This is a genomic window from Curvibacter sp. T50 (genome assembly GCF_057219955.1).
In genome coordinates, this window is the sequence record NZ_JBXVVU010000001.1 from 316,023 (window position 1) to 333,990 (window position 17,968).

Below are 17,968 nucleotides of genomic sequence, written 5' to 3' on the forward strand. Positions count from 1 at the left end.
CGATGATCGCCCGCGTCAGCATACAGACCGAGGACTTCGACCTCTCCACCGAAGTGGCCCGGTTGCGTGCCGACGACAAAGGCGTCGGCGCGGTCTGCGCCTTTGTTGGCACCGTGCGCGACCGCAACAGTGCTCCCACGCTCCCTGCGGCACCTGGGTCGCTGCCCCCCGAGGGGGCTGGCTCGCCTTCCGGCGGTCCGGCGGCGAAACCCGACAGTCCGCCGGTCCTGACCATGGAGCTGGAGCATTACCCCGGCATGACCGAAAAAGCCATCGAGGCCATGATCGACGAGGCCGGCCGCCGTTTCGATATCTTCGGCGCCCGTGTCGTTCACCGTGTGGGCCTGCTGCAGCCCCTGGACCAGATCGTGCTCGTGGCCGTGACATCCGCGCACCGGGGTCAAAGCTTCCAGGCCTGCGAGTTCCTGATGGACTACCTCAAAACCCAGGCGCCGTTCTGGAAAAAAGAGCAGACACCCGATGGGGCGCGCTGGGTCGATGCGCGAGTCAGCGACGATGCGGCGCTGGCCAAATGGGGCGTTTCGTCGCGAAACGCCTGACCGGATGCTGCAGATGCAGCGGGTGATGCGCGTCGCTTGATTCCCTGCCAGGGCCCTGCGGGACGCTTGATGAGGATCAAGCCAATCGCGGCGGTGTCTGCGCAGGCACTTGAAAAGGCGTCCTGTAGCGCCACATGGCCTGCAGTTCAAGCTTTTCGGAGTGCCTTTCATGCGACTCGACAAACTCACCACCAAGTTCCAGGAAGCCCTGGGCGAAGCACAGTCCCTGGCGCTCGGCGCCGACCATGCCTACATCGAACCGGTTCACCTGCTGGCCGCCATGCTGCGCCAGTCCGACGGGCCCACGCCCTTGCTGCAGCGGGCGGGCGTCAATGTTCCCGGCCTGCAAAAAGCCGCGGACGAGGCGGTCAAGCGCCTGCCGCAGGTGCAGGGGCAGGAGCAGGTCCAGCCCGGTCGCGACCTGATCACGCTGCTGCAGGCCACGGAAAAAGAGGCCATCAAACGCGGTGACCAGTTCATCGCCAGCGAACTGTTCCTGCTGGCGGTGGCGGACGCCAAAGGCGAAGCGGGGCGCCTGGCCAAGGAAAACGGCTTGACCCGCAAGAGCCTGGAGGCCGCCATCGAAGCCGTTCGCGGTGGCCAGGGCGTGGACAGCGTCGACGCGGAAGGCCAGCGCGAGGCGCTGAAGAAGTACTGTCTGGACCTGACCGAGCGCGCCCGCATGGGCAAGCTGGACCCGGTGATCGGCCGCGACGACGAAATCCGCCGCGCCATCCAGGTGCTGCAGCGCCGCAGCAAGAACAACCCGGTGCTGATCGGCGAGCCCGGTGTCGGCAAGACGGCCATCGTCGAGGGGCTGGCCCAGCGCATCGTGGCCGGCGAGGTGCCGGAGTCGCTCAAGGGCAAGCGGGTGCTGAGCCTGGACATGGCCGCTTTGCTCGCCGGCGCCAAGTTCCGCGGTGAATTCGAGGAGCGCCTGAAGAACGTGCTCAAGGAGCTGGCCAAGGAAGAAGGCCAGACCATCGTGTTCATCGATGAACTGCACACCATGGTGGGCGCCGGCAAGGCCGAGGGCGCGATGGATGCCGGCAACATGCTCAAGCCCGCGCTCGCCCGTGGCGAACTGCACTGTGTGGGCGCCACCACGCTGGACGAATACCGCAAGTACATCGAAAAAGATGCCGCGCTGGAGCGCCGCTTCCAGAAAATCCTGGTCGGCGAGCCCACGGTGGAGGCCACCATCGCCATCCTGCGCGGCCTCAAGGAGCGCTACGAGGTGCACCACGGCGTGGACATCACCGACCCGGCCATCGTGGCCGCCGCCGAGCTCAGCCACCGCTATATCACCGACCGCTTCCTGCCCGACAAGGCCATCGACCTGATCGACGAGGCGGCCAGCAAGATCAAGATCGAGCTCGATTCCAAGCCCGAGGTCATGGACAAGCTGGATCGCCGCCTGATCCAGCTGCAGATCGAACGCGAAGCCGTGAAGAAGGAAAAGGACGACGCCTCGCAAAAGCGCTTCGAGCTGATCAACGAGGAAATCACCCGCCTGCAGAAAGAAATCGCCGATCTGGACGAAATCTGGAAAACCGAAAAAGCCACCGCCCAGGGCAGCGCCCAGGTGCGCGAGGACATCGAAAAACTCAAGCTCCAGATCGACGAGCTCACCCGCAAGGGCGACTTCAACAAGGTGGCCGAGCTGCAGTACGGCAAACTGCCCGAGCTGGACAAGCGGCTGAAAGAAGCGCAGGCCAAGGAATCGGCCAAGGGCGGCGAGGGCGCTGGTCCCAAACTGTTGCGCACCCAGGTGGGTGCCGAAGAAATTGCCGAGGTGGTCAGCCGCGCCACCGGCATCCCGGTGTCCAAGATGATGCAGGGCGAGCGCGAGAAACTGCTGCAGATGGAAAGCCGCCTGCACGAACGGGTGGTCGGCCAGGACGAAGCCATCGCCGCGGTGGCCAACGCCATCCGCCGCTCGCGCTCGGGCCTGTCCGATCCGAACCGTCCGACGGGCTCCTTCCTGTTCCTCGGCCCCACCGGCGTCGGCAAGACCGAGCTGTGCAAGGCGCTGGCGGGCTTCCTGTTCGACAGCGAGGAACACCTGGTGCGCATCGACATGAGCGAGTTCATGGAGAAGCACTCGGTGGCCCGCCTGATCGGCGCGCCGCCCGGGTATGTGGGCTATGAGGAGGGCGGCTACCTGACCGAAGCCGTGCGCCGCAAACCCTACAGCGTGCTGCTGCTGGACGAGGTGGAGAAGGCCCACCCGGACGTGTTCAACGTGCTCTTGCAGGTGCTGGACGACGGCCGCCTGACCGACGGTCAGGGCCGCACCGTGGACTTCAAGAACACCGTGATCGTGATGACCAGCAACATCGGCTCGCCGCTGATCCAGGCGATGGTCGGGCAGCCCTATGACGACGTGAAAGACGCGGTCTGGGGCGAGCTCAAGAACCACTTCCGCCCGGAGTTCCTGAACCGTATCGACGAAACCGTGGTGTTCCACGCGCTGGATGCGAAACACATCGAGTCGATTGCGGGCATACAACTCAAGGCCTTGCAGGCACGCCTGGAGAAACTGGAACTGCACCTGCAGGTGGCGCCGGCGGCGCTGGCCGAGCTGGCCAAGGTGGGGTTCGACCCGGTGTTCGGTGCGCGGCCGCTCAAGCGCGCCATCCAGCAGCGCATCGAAAACCCGTTGTCCAAGCTGCTGCTGGAAGGCCGCTATGCGCCCAAGTCGTTGATCCCGGTGGATGTGGACCCGGTGCGCAACCCCGGTGTGTTCGTGTTCGGTGAGGCGCAGGCCACGGCCTGATCGGTCGCGAGGGCGGCCCGGTCGTTGCCACACGGCGCGGCCGGGCCGATTTTTTTGATGCGCCGAGGCGCTGATCCTTGCCGGGTGGGTGGTCGCGGTGACGATTCCGTCGCCGACGTCGATGGGTTTCTACGTATTCGTTACAACTTTACCTCGGGTTAACATTGACGAAGATCAATGAACCGGTGGAAGTCATCCAGGGTCTGGTTCGCCCGACAAGGGCGGTTCTTTGCCGGCACACGGGGCGTTGGTCTTTTTTGTTGCGGAGCTTCCGCGTCCATGAAATTTCAAAGAGACAACACATGACCAAGACCAAACTCTCGATGGCCGTCGGGCTCGCCATCGTTGCCGCAGGCGCGAATGCCCAGTCCTCCGTAACGCTGTTCGGCGTCGCCGATCTGGGCATTCTCAGTGCGCGGGCGTCCGGCGTGGCCGGCGTCAACTCCGTGATTACGGACGGCAACACCTCCACCCGTTTCGGACTGCGCGGTACGGAAGATCTCGGTGGCGGTCTCAAGGCCCAGTTCTGGATCGAAGGCGCTGTCAGCATGGACACCGGCGCGAGCGGCACCACCAGTGTCGACAACATCGCGTCCAGCGCCAATGGCCTGTTTGCCCGCCGTTCCACGCTGGGGCTTCAGGGCAATTTCGGTGAAGTGCGCATGGGGCGCGACTACACCCCGACCTTCAACAACCTCACGACCGCCGTCCATCCCTTCGGAACCAACGGTGTGGGCAATGCCGGCCAGCTGTTCTACCCGGTCGCTGCCGGTGGCACGACCCCGCGGACCCATGTTCGCGCGTCCAACAGCATTGCCTACCTGACGCCGAACCTTGGTGGCTTCAGTGCTCACGTCATGTGGGCCAATGCCGGCGCTGCTGCAGCCGCCGGTACCGACAACGGTCGCTACGTGGGCGCGCGCCTGGCCTACCGGGCCAAGGATTTCACCGTTTCCGCCGCGACGGGCAAGACGGAATACGCCACCGGCGACTACACCCAGAGCAATATTGGTGCGACCTATCGTATGGGCCCGGCTCGTCTGTCCTACCTGTGGGGACAGAACAAGGTGGGTGTGACCAGCACCAAGGCCAACATGATCGGTGTGCAGTACCAGATCGGCAAAGGCGAGGTGCGTGCCGCCTTCACGACGCTCAAGGCCAAAGGTGTGGCCAACGATGCGACGCAACTGGCTGTGGGATATGTGCACAGCCTGTCCAAGCGCACCGCGCTGTACACCGCCTATTCGAATGTGGACAACAAGGGCGTTGGCACCCGTTTCTCCGTGGGTGGCGGCTTGCGCCCGACCACACCCGGCGGCAACAGCAGTGGTCTGGAGTTCGGCGTTCGCCACAGCTTCTGACGACAGCGCCATTCATTGCCGGTTTTTCTCTTCAAAGCCCGCCGTCCGGCGGGCTTTTTTTTGGGGAGTGTGCTCTACGCGCGCCGGGGGATGGCGGCCTATCATGAAATGATGACCAAAACCTCCCGTTCCCTGCCCATGCACGCCCTGTTCGACGCCCAATACCAGGCCAGTCGCGCCCAGGTGGACGTGCCGCTGGCGGTGCGGCGTGACCGCCTGCACCGCATCAAACGCATCCTGGACGAAGACGGCGCCGCGCTGGCGGCGGCGGTGCAAGCCGACTTCGGTGTGCGCTCGCCCGCCATGACCGAGGTCGCCGATGTATTCATCATCCGCAGCCTGCTCAGCCATCTGAGCAAGCACCTGGCCCGGTGGATGAAACCGGTCAAGGTCGCCACGCCGGTCTACCTGGCGCCCGCCACGGCCCATATCCACCGCCAGCCGCTGGGGGTGGTGGGCATCATTTCCCCGTGGAACTACCCCATCCAGATGGCGCTTGCGCCGGCGGCCACGGCGCTGGCCGCCGGAAACCGCGTGCTGCTCAAACCCAGCGAGATGACGCCGCGTACCTCCGCGCTGCTGGCCGACCGCATTCACCATCACTTTGCCGCGGACGAGTTCGCCGTCATTGAAGGTGACGCGGCGGTGGCCGCACAGTTTGCCGGGCTGCCGTTCGACCACCTGTTCTTCACCGGGTCCACCGCCATCGGGCGCAAGGTGGCCGCCGAAGCGGCAGGCAACCTCACGCCCACCACACTGGAGCTGGGCGGAAAGTCCCCCTGCATCATCGACCGCAGCTGCAATCTGGACGATGCCGCCGTCAAGATTGCCCACGGCAAACTGCTCAACGCCGGCCAGACCTGCATCGCGCCCGACTACCTGCTGCTGCCGCGCGGGCGCGAAATGGCGTTCGAGCCGGCTTTTGCCGCTGCGGTGGCGCGCCTGTTCCCGCGAATCGTCGGCAACCCCGACTACGCCAGCATCCAGAACGACCGCCACTTTGCCCGCCAGCAGGAGTTGCTGGCCGACGCCCGGGCCAAAGGTGCCACCTTGCGCACCATCGACCCGCGTCCGGGCACCGATTCGTCACTCGCGGGCAGCCAGCGGCAGATGCCGCCGGTGCTTGTTTATGGCGCCGAGCCTGGCATGCGGATCATGGAAGAGGAGATCTTCGGGCCCATCCTGCCGGTGGTGCTGTACGACACGGTCAGCGAGGTGATCGAAACCATCAATTCCCGCCCGCGCCCGCTGGCCCTGTACTGGTTTGGCGACGACGAAAAAGTGTTGGGCCGCATTCTGAGCCAGACCGTCAGCGGGGGCGTGACGGTCAACGACACGCTGCTGCACATCGCGCACGAGAACCTGCCCTTCGGCGGTGTGGGCGACAGCGGCTGGGGTGCCTACCACGGCCACACCGGTTTTCTGCGCTTCACCCACGAGAAGAGTGTCTTCACCCAGTCCCGGCTGGGCGTGGGGCACCTGTTCTATCCCCCCTACGGCCTGCGTTTCGACCAGGTCATCGGCATGCTGCGGCGCATGCTCTGAGGGGCACCCGGGCGGCCGGCCGGTCGGCCGTCCGGCGCAACGCGGTGACGCAATGACCGCCGCAATCCCCCGAAATGCGGGCTGTGGCACCATCGCGGCCATGGAATTGATCGGGGGTGTTAAACCATGATGACCTTGGGCATGTTTCTCGCGGGCCTGGTGGCCCTGGTGGCGGGTGCCGAGCTGCTGGTGCGCGGTGCGTCCAAGCTGGCCTTGTCGTTCGGCATTTCCCCGCTGGTGGTGGGCCTGACCATCGTGGCCTTCGGCACCAGCGCGCCGGAGGTGGCGGTGTCGGTCGGCGCGGTGATGGACGGGCGCACCGACATCGCCATCGGCAACGTGGTGGGCAGCAACGTCTTCAATGTGCTGTTCATCCTGGGGCTGTCGGCGGTGATCACGCCGCTGGTGGTCAACGTGCAGCTGATCCGCCAGGAGGTGCCGATCATGGTCGGCGCGTCGCTGCTGCTGCTGGCCCTGACGCTGGATGGCGGGCTGGGCGCGCTGGAAAGCGCACTGCTGCTCGGGCTGCTGCTCGCCTACACCGTGTTCCTGGTGCGCCAGTCGCGCGCCGAGACCCAGGCCGCTCAGGATGAATTTGCCGCCGAAGCCCCAACGGCCGAGCCCGGCGCCTGGGATTCGCGCCTGCCGGTGCAGCTGGCGCTGATCGCCGTCGGCCTGGGGCTGCTCGTACTGGGCTCGCAATGGCTGGTCGACGCCGCGGTGGTGTTCGCCAAGGCATTGGGTGTGAGCGATCTGGTCATCGGCCTGACCATCGTCGCGGCCGGCACCTCCATGCCGGAGGTGGCCACGTCGATCACCGCCGCCATCAAGGGTGAACGCGACATTGCCGTGGGCAACGTGGTGGGCAGCAACACCTTCAACATCCTCGGCTGCCTCGGACTTTCCGGGCTGTTCGCGGGCTCGGGCGGGTTGGTCATGTCGCCGGCGCTGCTGAACTTCGACATCTGGGTCATGATTGCCGTGGCGCTGGCCTGTCTGCCGGTGTTCCTCACCGGGCGCGAGATTGCCCGCTGGGAAGGCGCGGTGTTCCTGCTGTACTACGCGGCCTATGTCGCCTACCTGATCCTGGCGGCGCAGCAGCATGACGCGCTGGGCCCGTTCTCGGCCGTGATGATGGGTTTTGTGGTGCCGATCACGGTGGTCACTCTGGTGGTGGCGCTGCTGGGCCGGTCGGTGACCAAGGCCGGCGGCCCTGGCGGGCCGGTCTGATCGGGCGCCGGGCCGGCGAAGGCCGTTGACGCGCGGTTTATTGGCAAAAAGTGCCCGTACCCAGCGTAAACAGGTCACTTTCCGCTATGGGTTTGGGATCGAACAGGCGGACGCACGGGCCGCGGTTCAGATTTCGGCCATCACAAAATCGGCCTTGCCGACCCCGCACTCGGGGCATCGCCAGTCGGCGGGCACGTCGGCCCAGGGGGTTCCCGGCGCAATGCCGTCCTCGGGCCGGCCCGACGCTTCGTCGTAAAAAAAGCCACACACCACACACAGATACGTTTTCATGGAAATGCCTCAGTAAAAAAAGGGAAGGAGATGGACCGGTCCGGCATGCCAGGTCAGACAGCGTTCAGTCGTCGTCATGGTGCTTGCCGTGTTTGCCGCCCCGGTCGACCGCCGACACGGCGGACGGCAGCAAGCCGCTCGGTGACTGCTGCCATTCCCAGCTCCAGTAAGCCAGCACGGCCACCAGCAGCAGCGCGGCCAGCCAGACCCGGTTGTGTTGCACCAGATCGGGGCCGGGGCCGTCCACCCGGCCGGTGATCATCGGCAGGGCCTGGTTTTTGCGCCGCAGCACACTCAGGGCGGCGATCAGGGCCAGATGGGCCAGCACCACGGCCAGCAGCGCCTCGCCGAAGAACTCGTGGATCTCCTCCAGCCAGTCACCGCCGAACGCGCCACCCCATTCGTGAAAGGTGGCGATGCCGCTGACCGTCAGCGGCAGCACCAGCGCCAGCAAGGCGGCGACCGCCAGCGCCATCAGCAGGTTCTGGCCCTGGCGCCAGTTCACCGCCGGCCCGCCTGCCAGCGCGGCGGGCAGCGACTTCAGCCACGCGGGCGCGCCGGTCAGTTTGCGCCACAGCAGACCCAGCCCGGCCTGGCGCGGTCCGAACAGGCCGTACAGCACACGAAACACCAGCAGGCCGGCCAGGGTGTAACCCAGGGTGACGTGCAGCATGCGCCAGCGTTCGCCGTCGGCAGTGAGGTAGGCGCCCAGAAAGCTCAGGGCAAACAGCCAGTGGAACAGGCGGGTGGGCGCGTCGACGATGCGGCGTCCGGCTCCGGAGGGGCGGGCGGGCGCGGCCGTAGCGGCCGAAAAAGCGGGGTTCGAGGTCATGGGAGTTCTCCGTGAGTCAATCAATGGTTCCAGGCGCCGCGCAGGCGCGCGTCCAGCCCGGTGGGGTATCGCAGGCTGTCGTCTTCATAGTCGCCCTGGTCGGCGCGGCTGTGGCAGGCCGCGCAGTTGGCGGCGCTTTTCACGCTGGCATGGGTCCACACCGCCGGTTCAATGCGGCGGTGCTTGCGCTCGAACCAGGCCGAGCGGGTGATGCGGTCCTGCGGCGGCGCCTCGCTGACGCGCTTATAGGTACCGGCGTTGGACTGCAACCAGGTCGACAACTGCTTCACGGTGGCCGCATCCAGCGCGGCGTCGGTGCCGTAGTGTTTGTCCAGTCCGGTCATGATGCGCTGCCAGCTGGCGGCCGGCAGCATCCCGGGCGGGTAGGCGGTGTGGCAGGACGCGCATTCCTGGCGGTAGGCCGGCGGCATGTCGCGCGGCAGCAGCCGTCCGCTGTCGGCCTGGGCGCCGGGCGCGAGGATCATCAGGGCCGCCGTCAGCGGCAGCAGGTGGCGGCGGGAGCGGTGAAAACGCATGGGATTCTCCGGTTTGGGGGTGGACAGGGCCTGCCCGGCTCACTTCAGGTTGGCCAGATACGCCAGCACATCGGCTTTCTCGGCGGCGCTGCACTCGCGGCTCAAGACGTCCTTGCAGTTGCGGCGCAGCCATTTGTCCACCCGGGCGGTGTCGGTCAGGGCCTTCGGGTTGAAGGCCGGGGCCAGCACCTCGATGGCCTTGCCGGTGCTGGCATGTTTGCCGGCGCCGGTGGGCGGTGCGCCATGGCAGGACGCGCACGACCATTCGCCGCCCTGGCGGCTGGTAAAGAAAACCTGGCCGCGTGCGGCGTTGGCCGGCGCGCCGGCCTGTACGCTCCAGTAGGACACCAGCTGGGCCGGCGTGGTGTCGGCCGCACGGCTGGCCAGCGGCAGCAAGGCGGCCAGCACGGCGGCGGTCAAATGCCGGCTTGTCCGGCGGCGCAAGGGTGGAAACAGGGTCATCGGTCAGGCTCCAGGGAAGGTCGATGCCCGCAGTGTGGAAAAAGCCGCTTGAACCGACGCTGAAGCGCCCGTTCATCCCCGGTTCAGATTCGCGGGGGACAATGACCGGCCATGCTCAAACCGATCCGCACCACACGCCTGGCCCCGGGCCTGCTGCTGGCCCTGGCCCTGGCCGGCGCGCCAGCCCGGGCCGACAGCGACCACGACCGCGCCCGCGCCGCCGTGGTGGCCGGGCAGGTGCTGCCGCTGGGCACCGTGCTGGAGCGGCTGGCCCGTGAGCATCCCGGACAGGTGCTCAAGGTCGAACTGGAATCCGAGCACGGCCGCTGGATCTACGAGGTGCGCCTGCTGCAAAGCGGCGGGCGCCTGACCAAGCTGTACCTTGACGCCGCGACCGGCGAGACACTCGCCCGGCGCGACAAAGAGCGTGACCGGGAACGCCATGGCGCGGAGCGCCGCTGATGCCGCACCCCGGTCGCCCCCATTCACCACACCACCGCCCGATCCCCGATGCGAATCCTGCTGGTTGAAGACGATGCCACGCTGCGTGCCCAGCTGCGCACCGCCCTGGTCGAAGCCGCCTATGTGGTCGATGAGGCCGACAACGGCCGCGACGCCCACTTCCTGGGCGATACCGAGCCGTTTGACGCCGTCGTGCTGGACCTCGGCCTGCCGCAGCTCGACGGCCTGAGCGTGCTGCGCCGCTGGCGAGACGCCGGGCGCACCCTGCCGGTGCTGATCCTCACCGCGCGCGACGCGTGGAACGAAAAAGTGGCCGGCATCGACGCCGGCGCCGACGACTACCTGACCAAACCCTTCCACATGGAAGAGCTGCTGGCCCGGGTGCGCGCGCTGATCCGGCGCGCCAGCGGCCAGGCCTCGCCGGTGCTGCGCTGCGGCGCGGTGACGCTGGACACCCGCTCCGGCCGCGTCACGGTCGATGGCCAGCCGGTCACGCTGACCAGCCACGAATACAAGGTGCTGGACTACCTGATGCACCGCCCCGGCACCGTGGTCTCGCGCACCGAACTGACCGAACACATCTACGCCCAGGACCACGACCGCGACTCCAACACCATCGAGGTGTTTGTGGGCCGTCTGCGCAAGAAGCTGCCCGGCGAACTGATCGAGACCGTGCGCGGCCTGGGCTACCGGCTGGTGGCGCCGCCATGCGGCTGATCGCCCCCAGCTCGCTGCGCCTGCGCCTGCTGGCCGCCACGGTGGTCACGCTGGCGCTGGCGCTTGCCGGCGCGCAGGTCTGGCTCGCCGGCCTGTTCCGCGACGAAGTGCTGCGCCAGCTTGACACGGCGCTGGTGCGCCAGGTGGACCAGCTCAGCGCCCGGCTCGACCTGGACACCGCCGGGCAGCCGCGCATCGACCCGGCCGGCCTGAGCGACCCGCGCTGGGACCAGCCCTATTCCGGCCTGTACTGGCAGATCGACCGCCTGGGCGCCGACGGCAGCCGCCTGCCTGGGGTGCTGCGCGCACGTTCGCTGTGGGACACCCAGCTGGTCTTGCCCGCTGACACCCTGGCCGACGGGGCGCTGCACTGGCACGAAGCCGCCGGCCCGCAAGGGCAGGTGTTGCGGGTGGTCGAGCGCGCTCTGGTGCTGCCCGAGCAGCCGCACACCCGATGGCGCCTGATGGTCGCCGCCGACCTGGGCGAAACGCAGGGTGCGACGAAACGCTTCAGCGGCGTGCTGGCGGCCTCGCTGGCCGGACTGGGCCTGCTGCTGGCGCTGGCGGCGCTGGCGCAGGTGGCCGTCGGGCTGGCGCCCCTCAAGGCCTTGCAGCGTGCCCTGGAGACGCTTCGCGACGGCCGCAGCAGCCGGCTGGACGGACGTTTTCCCGCCGAACTGCAGCCGCTGGTGCAGGATTTCAACGGCGTGCTGGAACGGCACGACGCCGTGCTGGCCCGTGCCCGCACCCAGGCCGGCAATCTGGCCCACGCCCTCAAGACGCCGCTGGCGGTGCTGGGCAATGCGGCAGCCGCGGCCCCCCCGGGCCCGCTGGCCCAGGCCGTGACCGAGCAGGTGCAAGTCGCCAACCGGCAGGTTCACTGGCACCTGGCCCGTGCCCGCGCCGCGGCGGCGCTCGGCCAGCCCGGACAGCGCACGCGGGTGGCGCCCGTCGCGGCCGGATTGCTGCGGGTGATGGGGCGGGTCCATGCCGGACGGGGGCTCGTCGTCGAGGCAAAGGACCTGGCGCCCGACCTGGCCTTTGCCGGCGAAGAGCAGGACCTGCAGGAAATGCTGGGCAACCTGCTGGACAACGCCTGCCGCAACGCCCGGTTTTCCGTCACCGTTCAGGCCCGCCGGCGCGACCGGCATCTGCTGATCGACATCGACGACGACGGCCCCGGCATCGCACCCGCGCAGCGCGAAGCCGTGCTGCAGCGCGGTGTGCGGCTGGACGAATCCACCCCCGGCAGCGGCCTGGGCCTGGCCATCGTGGTGGAGCTGGCGCAGCTTTATGGCGGCACCCTGGCACTGGACGCCAACCCCGCAGGCGGCCTGCGGGCCAGCCTGCGCCTGCCGGCGGTGCCGGACCCGTCCCCCTGAAACCCGGGCTCCCGCCCACCCCCCCAAGGAACCCCGTGAAAATCCTCCGTACCGCCTTTTGGGCCGCCCTCGTGCGGTCCGGCCCGGCCGCGTGCGCCGCGCTGGTCACCCTGGGCGCCGCCGGCTTCGTCGGCAGCGCCGCCGCCAGTTCACCCGACGAAAAGGTGGTCTGCACCCAGTCGCCGCGCTCGGCCTGGATGAGCGAGGCCAAGGCCCGCGCGCTGTTCGGCACCGAAGCCTTCACGCTGGTGAAGTTCAAGATTTCGCGCGGCAACTGCTACGAGTTCTACGCCATCGCCCAGGACGGCAGCGTGGTCGAAGCCTATGTCGACCCGGTCAGCGGCGAGCGTGTGCGCTACAACCGCGTCTCCGTCACCCGCACCGAGCAGACCCAGACCCGCTACGAAAGCCAGAAAGCCCGCTGAGCGGCGCCACGGCACGTTTTATGGTCTTTTTGGCCGGTACCCAGCGTGAAATGGTCATGGTGTGCTATGAAGTCAGGACTTACCGGACTGCGCGTGGCACCCCCTGCCGCGGTGTCAGGGATGCAGGGCAGGTTCTTTTCTCCAACCGCCGTTGTCCCCACGCCGGCTGACGCGGCACTCAGTACATCGCCGCGAACTTCTCGATCAGCGGCGTCGGCCCGGCCACGATCAGGTGGTCGCCGGGCTTGATCTCGGTGTCGGGTTTGGCGTAGATGAAGTCCTGGTGGCGGCGCTTGATGCCCACCACGGTGATGCCGTGCTTCTTGCGCACGTTCGACACCGCCAGGGTCTTGTTGTGGGTCTCCATCGGCGCGCGGGTCTTGGCGATGGCGAAGCCGTCGTCAAATTCGATGAAGTCCATCATCTTGCCGGTCACCAGGTGCGCCACCCGCTCGCCCATGTCGGCTTCGGGGTAGATCACGTGGTGCGCGCCCACCCGCTCGGCGATGCGCCCGTGCTGCGGGCTGTTGGCCTTGGCCCAGATGTCCTTCAGGCCCATCTGCGCCAGGTTCAGCACCGTCAGCACACTGGCTTCCAGATTGGCGCCGATGCTCACCACCGCGTGCGAGAAGTCGGTCACCGACAGCTGCTGCAAGGCCACCAGATCGGTCGAGTCGGCCTTGACCACATGGGGCAGTTCGTGCGCCAGGTCCTGCACCACCTCCTCGCGGGCATCCATGGCCAGGACCTCATGTCCGGCGGCCACCAGCGAGCGCGCCACAGCGGCGCCAAAACGTCCCAGTCCGATGACGACCACGCTGTCGCCTTTGGGTGTATTCGATTTAGCCAACAATGGGTTTCTCCTCGGGGTAACGGTAGGCCCTGGGCACCTGGTTGATCGCCAGCGCCAGCGCCAATGTGACCACACCGACGCGGCCGGCGTACATCAGCACAATGATCACGCCCTGGGCGCCGGGCGCCAGATCGGCCGTGATGCCGGTGGACAAGCCCACCGTGGCAAAGGCCGACACCACCTCAAACAGCAGCTTTTCCAGCGGCACGCCGTCCGCCAGCGGGATGATGGCCAGCAGCCCCAGCGACACCGCCGCACCGCTGAGCACCAGGATCGACAGCGCCTGGCGCTGCACCGGGGTGCCGATACGCCGACCGCGCAGCTCCACGTCGGCCCGGCCGCGGATTTCGCTCCAGACGATCAGCAGCAGCAGGAACACCGTGGTCACTTTCACACCACCGGCCGTGCCCGCACTGCCGCCGCCGATGAACATCAGCACGCAATGCAGCATCAGCGATTCGAGCTCCAGCGCGCCGATGTCCACCGCGTTGAAGCCGGCCGTGCGCGCCGCCACCGACGTGAACAGCGCCGCCAGCCACTGGTCCGCAAAACCCAGCGGGCCCAGCGTCTTGGGGTTGTCGCGCTCCACCGCCCACAGCGCCAGCGTGCCGCCCACCACCAGCGCCACCGAGCCCCAGACCGTGAGCGTGGTGTGGATCGACCAGCGCGCGTGCCGCTTGCGCCGGTTGGCCCACAGCTCGGTGATGACCGGAAACCCCAGCCCGCCCACCACGATGGCCAGCATCAGCGGCCCCAGCACCCAGGCGTCGGTCACGTGGCGCATCACGCTGTCGGGCCAGGTGGAAAACCCCGCGTTGTTGTAGGCCGAGACCGAATGGAACGCGCCCAGCCACAGCGCCTCGGCCCAGCCGATGTCCATCTTTTGGGCAAAACGAACCGCCAGCCACAGCGCCACCAGGCCCTCGACCAGCACCGTCACCACCAGCACCATGCGCGCCACCGAGCGCACGTCGCCCAGCGACAGCGCGTGGGTTTCCGACTGCAGCAGCAGCCGGGTGCGCAGCTTCAGGTGCCCGCCGATCAGCAGGCCCATCAGCGTGGCCGAGGTCATCATCCCGAAGCCGCCCAGCTGGAACAGCGCCATCACCAGCCCCTGGCCCAGCGGGCTCCAGTAGGTGCCGGTGTCCACCACCACCAGCCCGGTCACACACACCGCCGACGTGGCGGTGAACAGGGCGGTGAGCCACGGCGCACTCTGGCCGCTGGCGCTGGCCCAGGGCAGCATCAGCAGCGCCGTGCCCACCGCAATGGTGGCCAGAAAGGCCAGCGCCAGCACGGCGGCCGGGTGGGTGGGCAGGTGGCTCTTCATCAGCGGGGATTGATCGGTGAGACGGCGCAGTTTAAACGCTGGCGGGGGTGGGGGATGGTACCGGACGATGGTTTCCGCCCCGCAACGGCGCCCCGGTGGGTTTTCATGGTCTTTTTGGCCAATACCCAGCGTCAAATGGTCATTGTCTGCTCTTGAAAAAAGAGCAATCAGGCGCCTTCAGACGCATCCGCTGCCACACACACCGCCACCAGCAGCCGTTTCCAGGGTGGCGCCTCGCCGTCAAAGGCCACGATCCGGGCGCTCAGGGCCTGGCCGCCGTCCAGCCGCGCGGCCAGCGCGGCGTTGTCGGCGCGGGGCGCATAACCCAGCGTGGTGCCGGCGCCGTCGATCCGCACCGCCAGCGGGTCGTGCGGGTTGTCGGCCTCGCGCACCAGGCTCAGGGGGCCGCCGGGCAGCAGCCGGGCCGACACGCTGGCGCCGCCGTGGTGGGCAAAGCCCGCCACATGAATCCGCACGATTTCGCCCGGCAGCGGGCGGTTTTCCGGGCGGGCGCGGTGGCGGGCCAGCACCACGGCCAGCTCGCGCTCTTCCGCCAGGCCCAGCGGCCCGACCGGGCGGCGCTCCCACCAGCCCACCGCCCGCGGGCGGCAGGTGGCGTGCTCCCAGGCGCGGGCCCGGGCGCCGTCCCGAAAGCTGTCGTTGATGTATTCCAGCACCCGCACGGCCAGTGCCTGCATCGCGGCGCTGCTGGCGGTGTTGCCCCGGCCGCGCAACTGCCGCAGCGCATACCGCGGCGTGCGGCCCACCAGGTCCTGCACCACATACAGCGCCGTGCCGCGCTCGCCGTCCTGCAGCGACAGCGCCAACACCCGGGCGCCGTCGTCCTCGCACATCCCCCAGTAGTCCCCCACGCAGTGGTGCATGGCGTCGCCTTCATCGGCCAGGGCGCTGGGGGTCAGCAGTTCCCGGGCGGTGGCGTCGCCCAGCAGCAGGGTTCCGAGCACGTCGGGCAGGGTTTCCTCGCGTTCGTCCGCGCGCACGGTGGCGCGGGGCGTGGCGTGCCAGCGGGCCGACGCCCGCAGCAGCGACCGCAGGCCGCGTTCGCGCAGCCAGGCCAGCCCGAGCGTCGTGTGGGTCACGCCCGCGTCCGGGCCGGCGTGGGTCACCGCCGCGCGCAAAAAGTCCTCGGCGTCGGACACGGCGGCCGGCAGCGGCGTGAAGGCGTCGGCGCAGGCGCGCCACACCGGTGTCCAGCCGGGGCGAAAGATGTCGGGCGCCGCCGCCGTCAGCCGCTCGCGCCCGCCCACCAGGCTTTCCAGCGCCGGCAGCGCCGGCACATACGGGTCGATCTCGTCCCAGCCGGCCGGGCGCTGCTCGGGCGTCAGCGCGTCCATCAGACGCAGAAACTCGTCGTGCGGCATGGCGGTGCTGCCCCCCATCTGGCGGCACAAAGGCCCGCGCACCAGGCCGCGCGACACCCCGTGGTGTGCCGCCAGCACCCCCGTCAGGTCGCGCCCGTGGTCGATGGCGGCCAGCACCGCGTCGTCGTGGGCGCGCCAGGCGTGGCGTTTGCCGCCCTGGCATTCCAGCTGGTGGTGGGCCGTCAGCAGCACCGGCGCCACCAGCAGCGGAAACCGGGTGATCGCCTGCAGCCGCCGCCGGCGCTGCTCGGGCGGCAGCGCCGCCAGACGGGTGACATTGCGCACCGAACCCCAGGTGCGCTGCGCCTGCAGCGAGGCCAGCACCTGCAGCACCTCCATGTCCAGACCCACCGCGAAGCCCAGCACCGCGGCGTGCGCAGGGCCCCAGCGCCCCAGCCGGGGCATGGGCACCGCCGGCGCCGCATACATCGGAATGGCGAATTCAAACGCCGGGTGGTTGATCGTCAGCAGCAGGCCGCGCGGGTCGGCCGCCGCCGCCTCGGCCAGCGGGGCCAGCACCGCGTCGTCCCGAAACGAAGCCGCCGGCAGGCGAAACGCCCGCACCTGACCGTCCGCCAGGTGCAGCCACAGCCGCGCCTGCCCGTCGTTCTCACCCAGGTCGTCAGCCGAGAGCCACAGCGCGGCGCGGATCAGGCTCATGGGGCTGGCGCCGGGTGGCGTGGCGCCGGTGGGCAACCGGTCAGCGCGGCTTGGAACGGGCATGGTTGGGGGCCGGGCACGTACTTGTGAAACACGGTGGCCATGAGCGTCTGGCGGGGGCATGCCCTGCTCCAGCGATCTCTACCGCTTTTCAGTGGTTGTGCAGCTTTTCCTGCAGCCAGACCTTGATGAGCGACTGATACGGCACATCGCGGGCATTCGCAGCCACCTTGATGGAGTCCAGCAAATGCTGCGGCAGGCGCAGTGAGATCGTCCGGGTGGTGGGTTTCAGGTTCGGCAGCGTGACGCTTCTGGCCTTTGTCCAGTCCAGGTGCTCCGTCGAGTCGTGCGTTTCCCAGTACGCCCGCTCCTGTGCTTCGGTGTCGAATTTCGGGATGGCTTCAGGCGGCTTGTTCATCAATGGTTCGCTCCTTCCGGTGCATGTCTCGGGCAGAAATCGCACGAATCACCTGTCTTTTTCAAACGACACGACCTTTCAGAGGCAGGGTGCAGACGTTCTGCAACCGTCCAATGCCCCTTTCTGGATCTTCAGCGATCGAATTCAGCGCTCGGCTAGCCGACCCGTCACGTACTTGTGCAGAACGCTGGCAATGAGCGTCTGGTAAGGCATGCCCTGTTCCAGCGCCTTGACCTGAATGTCCTGCAGGTCACCAGACGACAGACGGATGTTCACCCGCTTGTCCTTCACCGCAGTGGCGCGCGCCGCCGCCTTGAACTTGGCCAGTTCGGCCTTGGTGGCGACCGACTTCAGCGCGCCTGCGTCAAATGCGGCCAGCAGGTCGGCTTCGTATGCATCAGTCTTCGGCATGGGGATCGTCCTGTTTCAAATAGCTGCGGGTGGCCTTGCGGCTGGGAATGACGGTTTTGAGGAAATAGTGATCGGCTTGTTCCACAAACGGCACCAGGTATACATACCCCTCAGACAGAACCACCAGCACCCGCTGGTTGGGAAATTTGTCCGGGTTGGGGTGGGCCAGTATGTCGAGCAGGCCACCAGCCTCCACCGCCACCACCATTTGCTCGAAAGTGATGCCCCGTTCGCGCTGAAGCTGATCATTTTTTTCCGGCCCCCAGCGAAAAGGTTTCATGGACGCGAGTTTAAACGAGTGTGTGCCTTTTGTCACCAGACGGATCATCGGG

19 protein-coding genes are annotated in these 17,968 nt (G+C 67.8%); 9 read left to right on the forward strand and 10 right to left on the reverse strand.

Features of this window, described 5'->3' with window-relative positions:
• The first annotated feature begins 2 nt into the window (after positions 1-2).
• From AC2EBU_RS01455 to AC2EBU_RS01475, 5 genes are all read left to right on the forward strand, one after another.
• The gene (locus AC2EBU_RS01455; protein ID WP_484608615.1) at positions 3-560 is read left to right on the forward strand and encodes a molybdenum cofactor biosynthesis protein MoaE; all 558 of its coding nucleotides are present in this window, start codon (positions 3-5) and stop codon (positions 558-560) included.
• A gap of 169 nt (positions 561-729) precedes the next feature.
• Positions 730-3,339: an ATP-dependent chaperone ClpB gene (clpB, locus tag AC2EBU_RS01460; protein WP_484608616.1), complete on the forward strand. Its 2,610-nt coding sequence runs from the start codon at positions 730-732 to the stop codon at positions 3,337-3,339.
• 302 nt (positions 3,340-3,641) lie between these two features.
• Positions 3,642-4,700: a porin gene (locus AC2EBU_RS01465; protein WP_484608617.1), complete on the forward strand. Its 1,059-nt coding sequence runs from the start codon at positions 3,642-3,644 to the stop codon at positions 4,698-4,700.
• A 111-nt stretch (positions 4,701-4,811) separates the two neighbouring features.
• Positions 4,812-6,245, forward strand: coding sequence for a coniferyl aldehyde dehydrogenase (locus tag AC2EBU_RS01470; protein WP_484608618.1), 1,434 nt, complete (start codon positions 4,812-4,814; stop codon positions 6,243-6,245).
• A gap of 126 nt (positions 6,246-6,371) precedes the next feature.
• Entirely contained in the window at positions 6,372-7,475 is a 1,104-nt protein-coding gene (locus AC2EBU_RS01475; RefSeq protein WP_484608619.1) for a calcium/sodium antiporter, read from the forward strand.
• Positions 7,476-7,601: 126 nt separating this feature from the next.
• Here the strand turns inward: AC2EBU_RS01475 and AC2EBU_RS01480 are convergent, their stop codons facing one another.
• The 4 genes from AC2EBU_RS01480 to AC2EBU_RS01495 all read right to left on the reverse strand — a co-directional run bounded on the left by AC2EBU_RS01480 (position 7,602) and on the right by AC2EBU_RS01495 (position 9,596).
• Positions 7,602-7,766 (reverse strand): rubredoxin, encoded by a 165-nt coding sequence (locus AC2EBU_RS01480; RefSeq protein ID WP_484608620.1) that lies wholly within the window; start codon positions 7,764-7,766, stop codon positions 7,602-7,604.
• Positions 7,767-7,830: 64 nt separating this feature from the next.
• Positions 7,831-8,598: a cytochrome b/b6 domain-containing protein gene (locus tag AC2EBU_RS01485; protein ID WP_484608621.1), complete on the reverse strand. Its 768-nt coding sequence runs from the start codon at positions 8,596-8,598 to the stop codon at positions 7,831-7,833.
• A 20-nt stretch (positions 8,599-8,618) separates the two neighbouring features.
• A complete protein-coding gene (locus AC2EBU_RS01490; RefSeq protein WP_484610090.1) occupies positions 8,619-9,083 on the reverse strand; it encodes a diheme cytochrome c in 465 nt (154 codons plus the stop codon).
• 90 nt (positions 9,084-9,173) lie between these two features.
• Entirely contained in the window at positions 9,174-9,596 is a 423-nt protein-coding gene (locus tag AC2EBU_RS01495) for a DUF1924 domain-containing protein (RefSeq protein WP_484608622.1), read from the reverse strand.
• A 111-nt stretch (positions 9,597-9,707) separates the two neighbouring features.
• On the opposite strand from AC2EBU_RS01495, the gene AC2EBU_RS01500 reads away from it, so the two are divergent.
• The 4 genes from AC2EBU_RS01500 to AC2EBU_RS01515 are packed head-to-tail and all read left to right on the forward strand — an operon-like array spanning position 9,708 to position 12,582.
• Positions 9,708-10,058, forward strand: a complete 351-nt coding sequence (locus tag AC2EBU_RS01500) for a PepSY domain-containing protein (protein WP_484608623.1) — start codon at positions 9,708-9,710, stop codon at positions 10,056-10,058.
• Positions 10,059-10,106: 48 nt separating this feature from the next.
• Positions 10,107-10,775 (forward strand): response regulator, encoded by a 669-nt coding sequence (locus AC2EBU_RS01505; RefSeq protein WP_484608624.1) that lies wholly within the window; start codon positions 10,107-10,109, stop codon positions 10,773-10,775.
• Positions 10,766-12,157: a sensor histidine kinase gene (locus AC2EBU_RS01510; RefSeq protein WP_484608625.1), complete on the forward strand. Its 1,392-nt coding sequence runs from the start codon at positions 10,766-10,768 to the stop codon at positions 12,155-12,157. The genes AC2EBU_RS01505 and AC2EBU_RS01510 overlap by 10 nt, the downstream gene beginning before the upstream one ends.
• Positions 12,158-12,192: 35 nt before the next feature.
• Complete coding sequence (locus tag AC2EBU_RS01515) at positions 12,193-12,582, forward strand: PepSY domain-containing protein (RefSeq protein ID WP_484608626.1); 390 nt, start codon at positions 12,193-12,195, stop codon at positions 12,580-12,582.
• A gap of 178 nt (positions 12,583-12,760) precedes the next feature.
• On the opposite strand, the gene AC2EBU_RS01520 is transcribed toward AC2EBU_RS01515, so the two are convergent.
• From AC2EBU_RS01520 to AC2EBU_RS01545, 6 genes are all read right to left on the reverse strand, one after another.
• Positions 12,761-13,432 carry a potassium channel family protein gene (locus AC2EBU_RS01520; RefSeq protein ID WP_484608627.1) on the reverse strand — a complete coding sequence of 224 codons (672 nt, stop codon included), beginning with the start codon at positions 13,430-13,432 and terminating at the stop codon, positions 12,761-12,763.
• A complete protein-coding gene (locus AC2EBU_RS01525) occupies positions 13,425-14,765 on the reverse strand; it encodes a TrkH family potassium uptake protein (protein WP_484608628.1) in 1,341 nt (446 codons plus the stop codon). Before AC2EBU_RS01525 ends, AC2EBU_RS01520 begins: the two co-directional genes overlap by 8 nt.
• Positions 14,766-14,932: 167 nt before the next feature.
• Positions 14,933-16,870 (reverse strand): HIRAN domain-containing protein, encoded by a 1,938-nt coding sequence (locus AC2EBU_RS01530; protein WP_484608629.1) that lies wholly within the window; start codon positions 16,868-16,870, stop codon positions 14,933-14,935.
• An 88-nt stretch (positions 16,871-16,958) separates the two neighbouring features.
• A complete protein-coding gene (locus AC2EBU_RS01535) occupies positions 16,959-17,225 on the reverse strand; it encodes a BrnA antitoxin family protein (protein WP_484608630.1) in 267 nt (88 codons plus the stop codon).
• A 144-nt stretch (positions 17,226-17,369) separates the two neighbouring features.
• Positions 17,370-17,636: a CopG family antitoxin gene (locus AC2EBU_RS01540; RefSeq protein WP_484608631.1), complete on the reverse strand. Its 267-nt coding sequence runs from the start codon at positions 17,634-17,636 to the stop codon at positions 17,370-17,372.
• On the reverse strand, positions 17,623-17,964 hold the full coding sequence (locus tag AC2EBU_RS01545; RefSeq protein ID WP_484608632.1) for a BrnT family toxin: 342 nt from the start codon (positions 17,962-17,964) through the stop codon (positions 17,623-17,625). Before AC2EBU_RS01545 ends, AC2EBU_RS01540 begins: the two co-directional genes overlap by 14 nt.
• Positions 17,965-17,968: the final 4 nt, after the last annotated feature.

Excerpts from the sequence above, each read along its gene's own strand:
- AC2EBU_RS01475 (WP_484608619.1), top strand. The coding sequence starts at position 6,372 with ATGATGACCTTGGGCATGTTTCTCGCGGGCCTGGTGGCCCTGGTGGCG.
- AC2EBU_RS01480 (WP_484608620.1), bottom strand. The coding sequence starts at position 7,766 with ATGAAAACGTATCTGTGTGTGGTGTGTGGCTTTTTTTACGACGAAGCG.
- AC2EBU_RS01510 (WP_484608625.1), top strand. The coding sequence starts at position 10,766 with ATGCGGCTGATCGCCCCCAGCTCGCTGCGCCTGCGCCTGCTGGCCGCC.
- AC2EBU_RS01525 (WP_484608628.1), bottom strand. The coding sequence starts at position 14,765 with ATGAAGAGCCACCTGCCCACCCACCCGGCCGCCGTGCTGGCGCTGGCC.
- AC2EBU_RS01540 (WP_484608631.1), bottom strand. The coding sequence starts at position 17,636 with ATGCCGAAGACTGATGCATACGAAGCCGACCTGCTGGCCGCATTTGAC.
- AC2EBU_RS01490 (WP_484610090.1), bottom strand. The coding sequence starts at position 9,083 with ATGATCCTCGCGCCCGGCGCCCAGGCCGACAGCGGACGGCTGCTGCCG.
- AC2EBU_RS01530 (WP_484608629.1), bottom strand. The coding sequence starts at position 16,870 with ATGCCCGTTCCAAGCCGCGCTGACCGGTTGCCCACCGGCGCCACGCCA.
- AC2EBU_RS01485 (WP_484608621.1), bottom strand. The coding sequence starts at position 8,598 with ATGACCTCGAACCCCGCTTTTTCGGCCGCTACGGCCGCGCCCGCCCGC.
- AC2EBU_RS01470 (WP_484608618.1), top strand. The coding sequence starts at position 4,812 with ATGACCAAAACCTCCCGTTCCCTGCCCATGCACGCCCTGTTCGACGCC.
- clpB (WP_484608616.1), top strand. The coding sequence starts at position 730 with ATGCGACTCGACAAACTCACCACCAAGTTCCAGGAAGCCCTGGGCGAA.
- AC2EBU_RS01535 (WP_484608630.1), bottom strand. The coding sequence starts at position 17,225 with ATGAACAAGCCGCCTGAAGCCATCCCGAAATTCGACACCGAAGCACAG.
- AC2EBU_RS01545 (WP_484608632.1), bottom strand. The coding sequence starts at position 17,964 with ATGATCCGTCTGGTGACAAAAGGCACACACTCGTTTAAACTCGCGTCC.
- AC2EBU_RS01500 (WP_484608623.1), top strand. The coding sequence starts at position 9,708 with ATGCTCAAACCGATCCGCACCACACGCCTGGCCCCGGGCCTGCTGCTG.
- AC2EBU_RS01465 (WP_484608617.1), top strand. The coding sequence starts at position 3,642 with ATGACCAAGACCAAACTCTCGATGGCCGTCGGGCTCGCCATCGTTGCC.
- AC2EBU_RS01495 (WP_484608622.1), bottom strand. The coding sequence starts at position 9,596 with ATGACCCTGTTTCCACCCTTGCGCCGCCGGACAAGCCGGCATTTGACC.
- AC2EBU_RS01505 (WP_484608624.1), top strand. The coding sequence starts at position 10,107 with ATGCGAATCCTGCTGGTTGAAGACGATGCCACGCTGCGTGCCCAGCTG.
- AC2EBU_RS01455 (WP_484608615.1), top strand. The coding sequence starts at position 3 with ATGATCGCCCGCGTCAGCATACAGACCGAGGACTTCGACCTCTCCACC.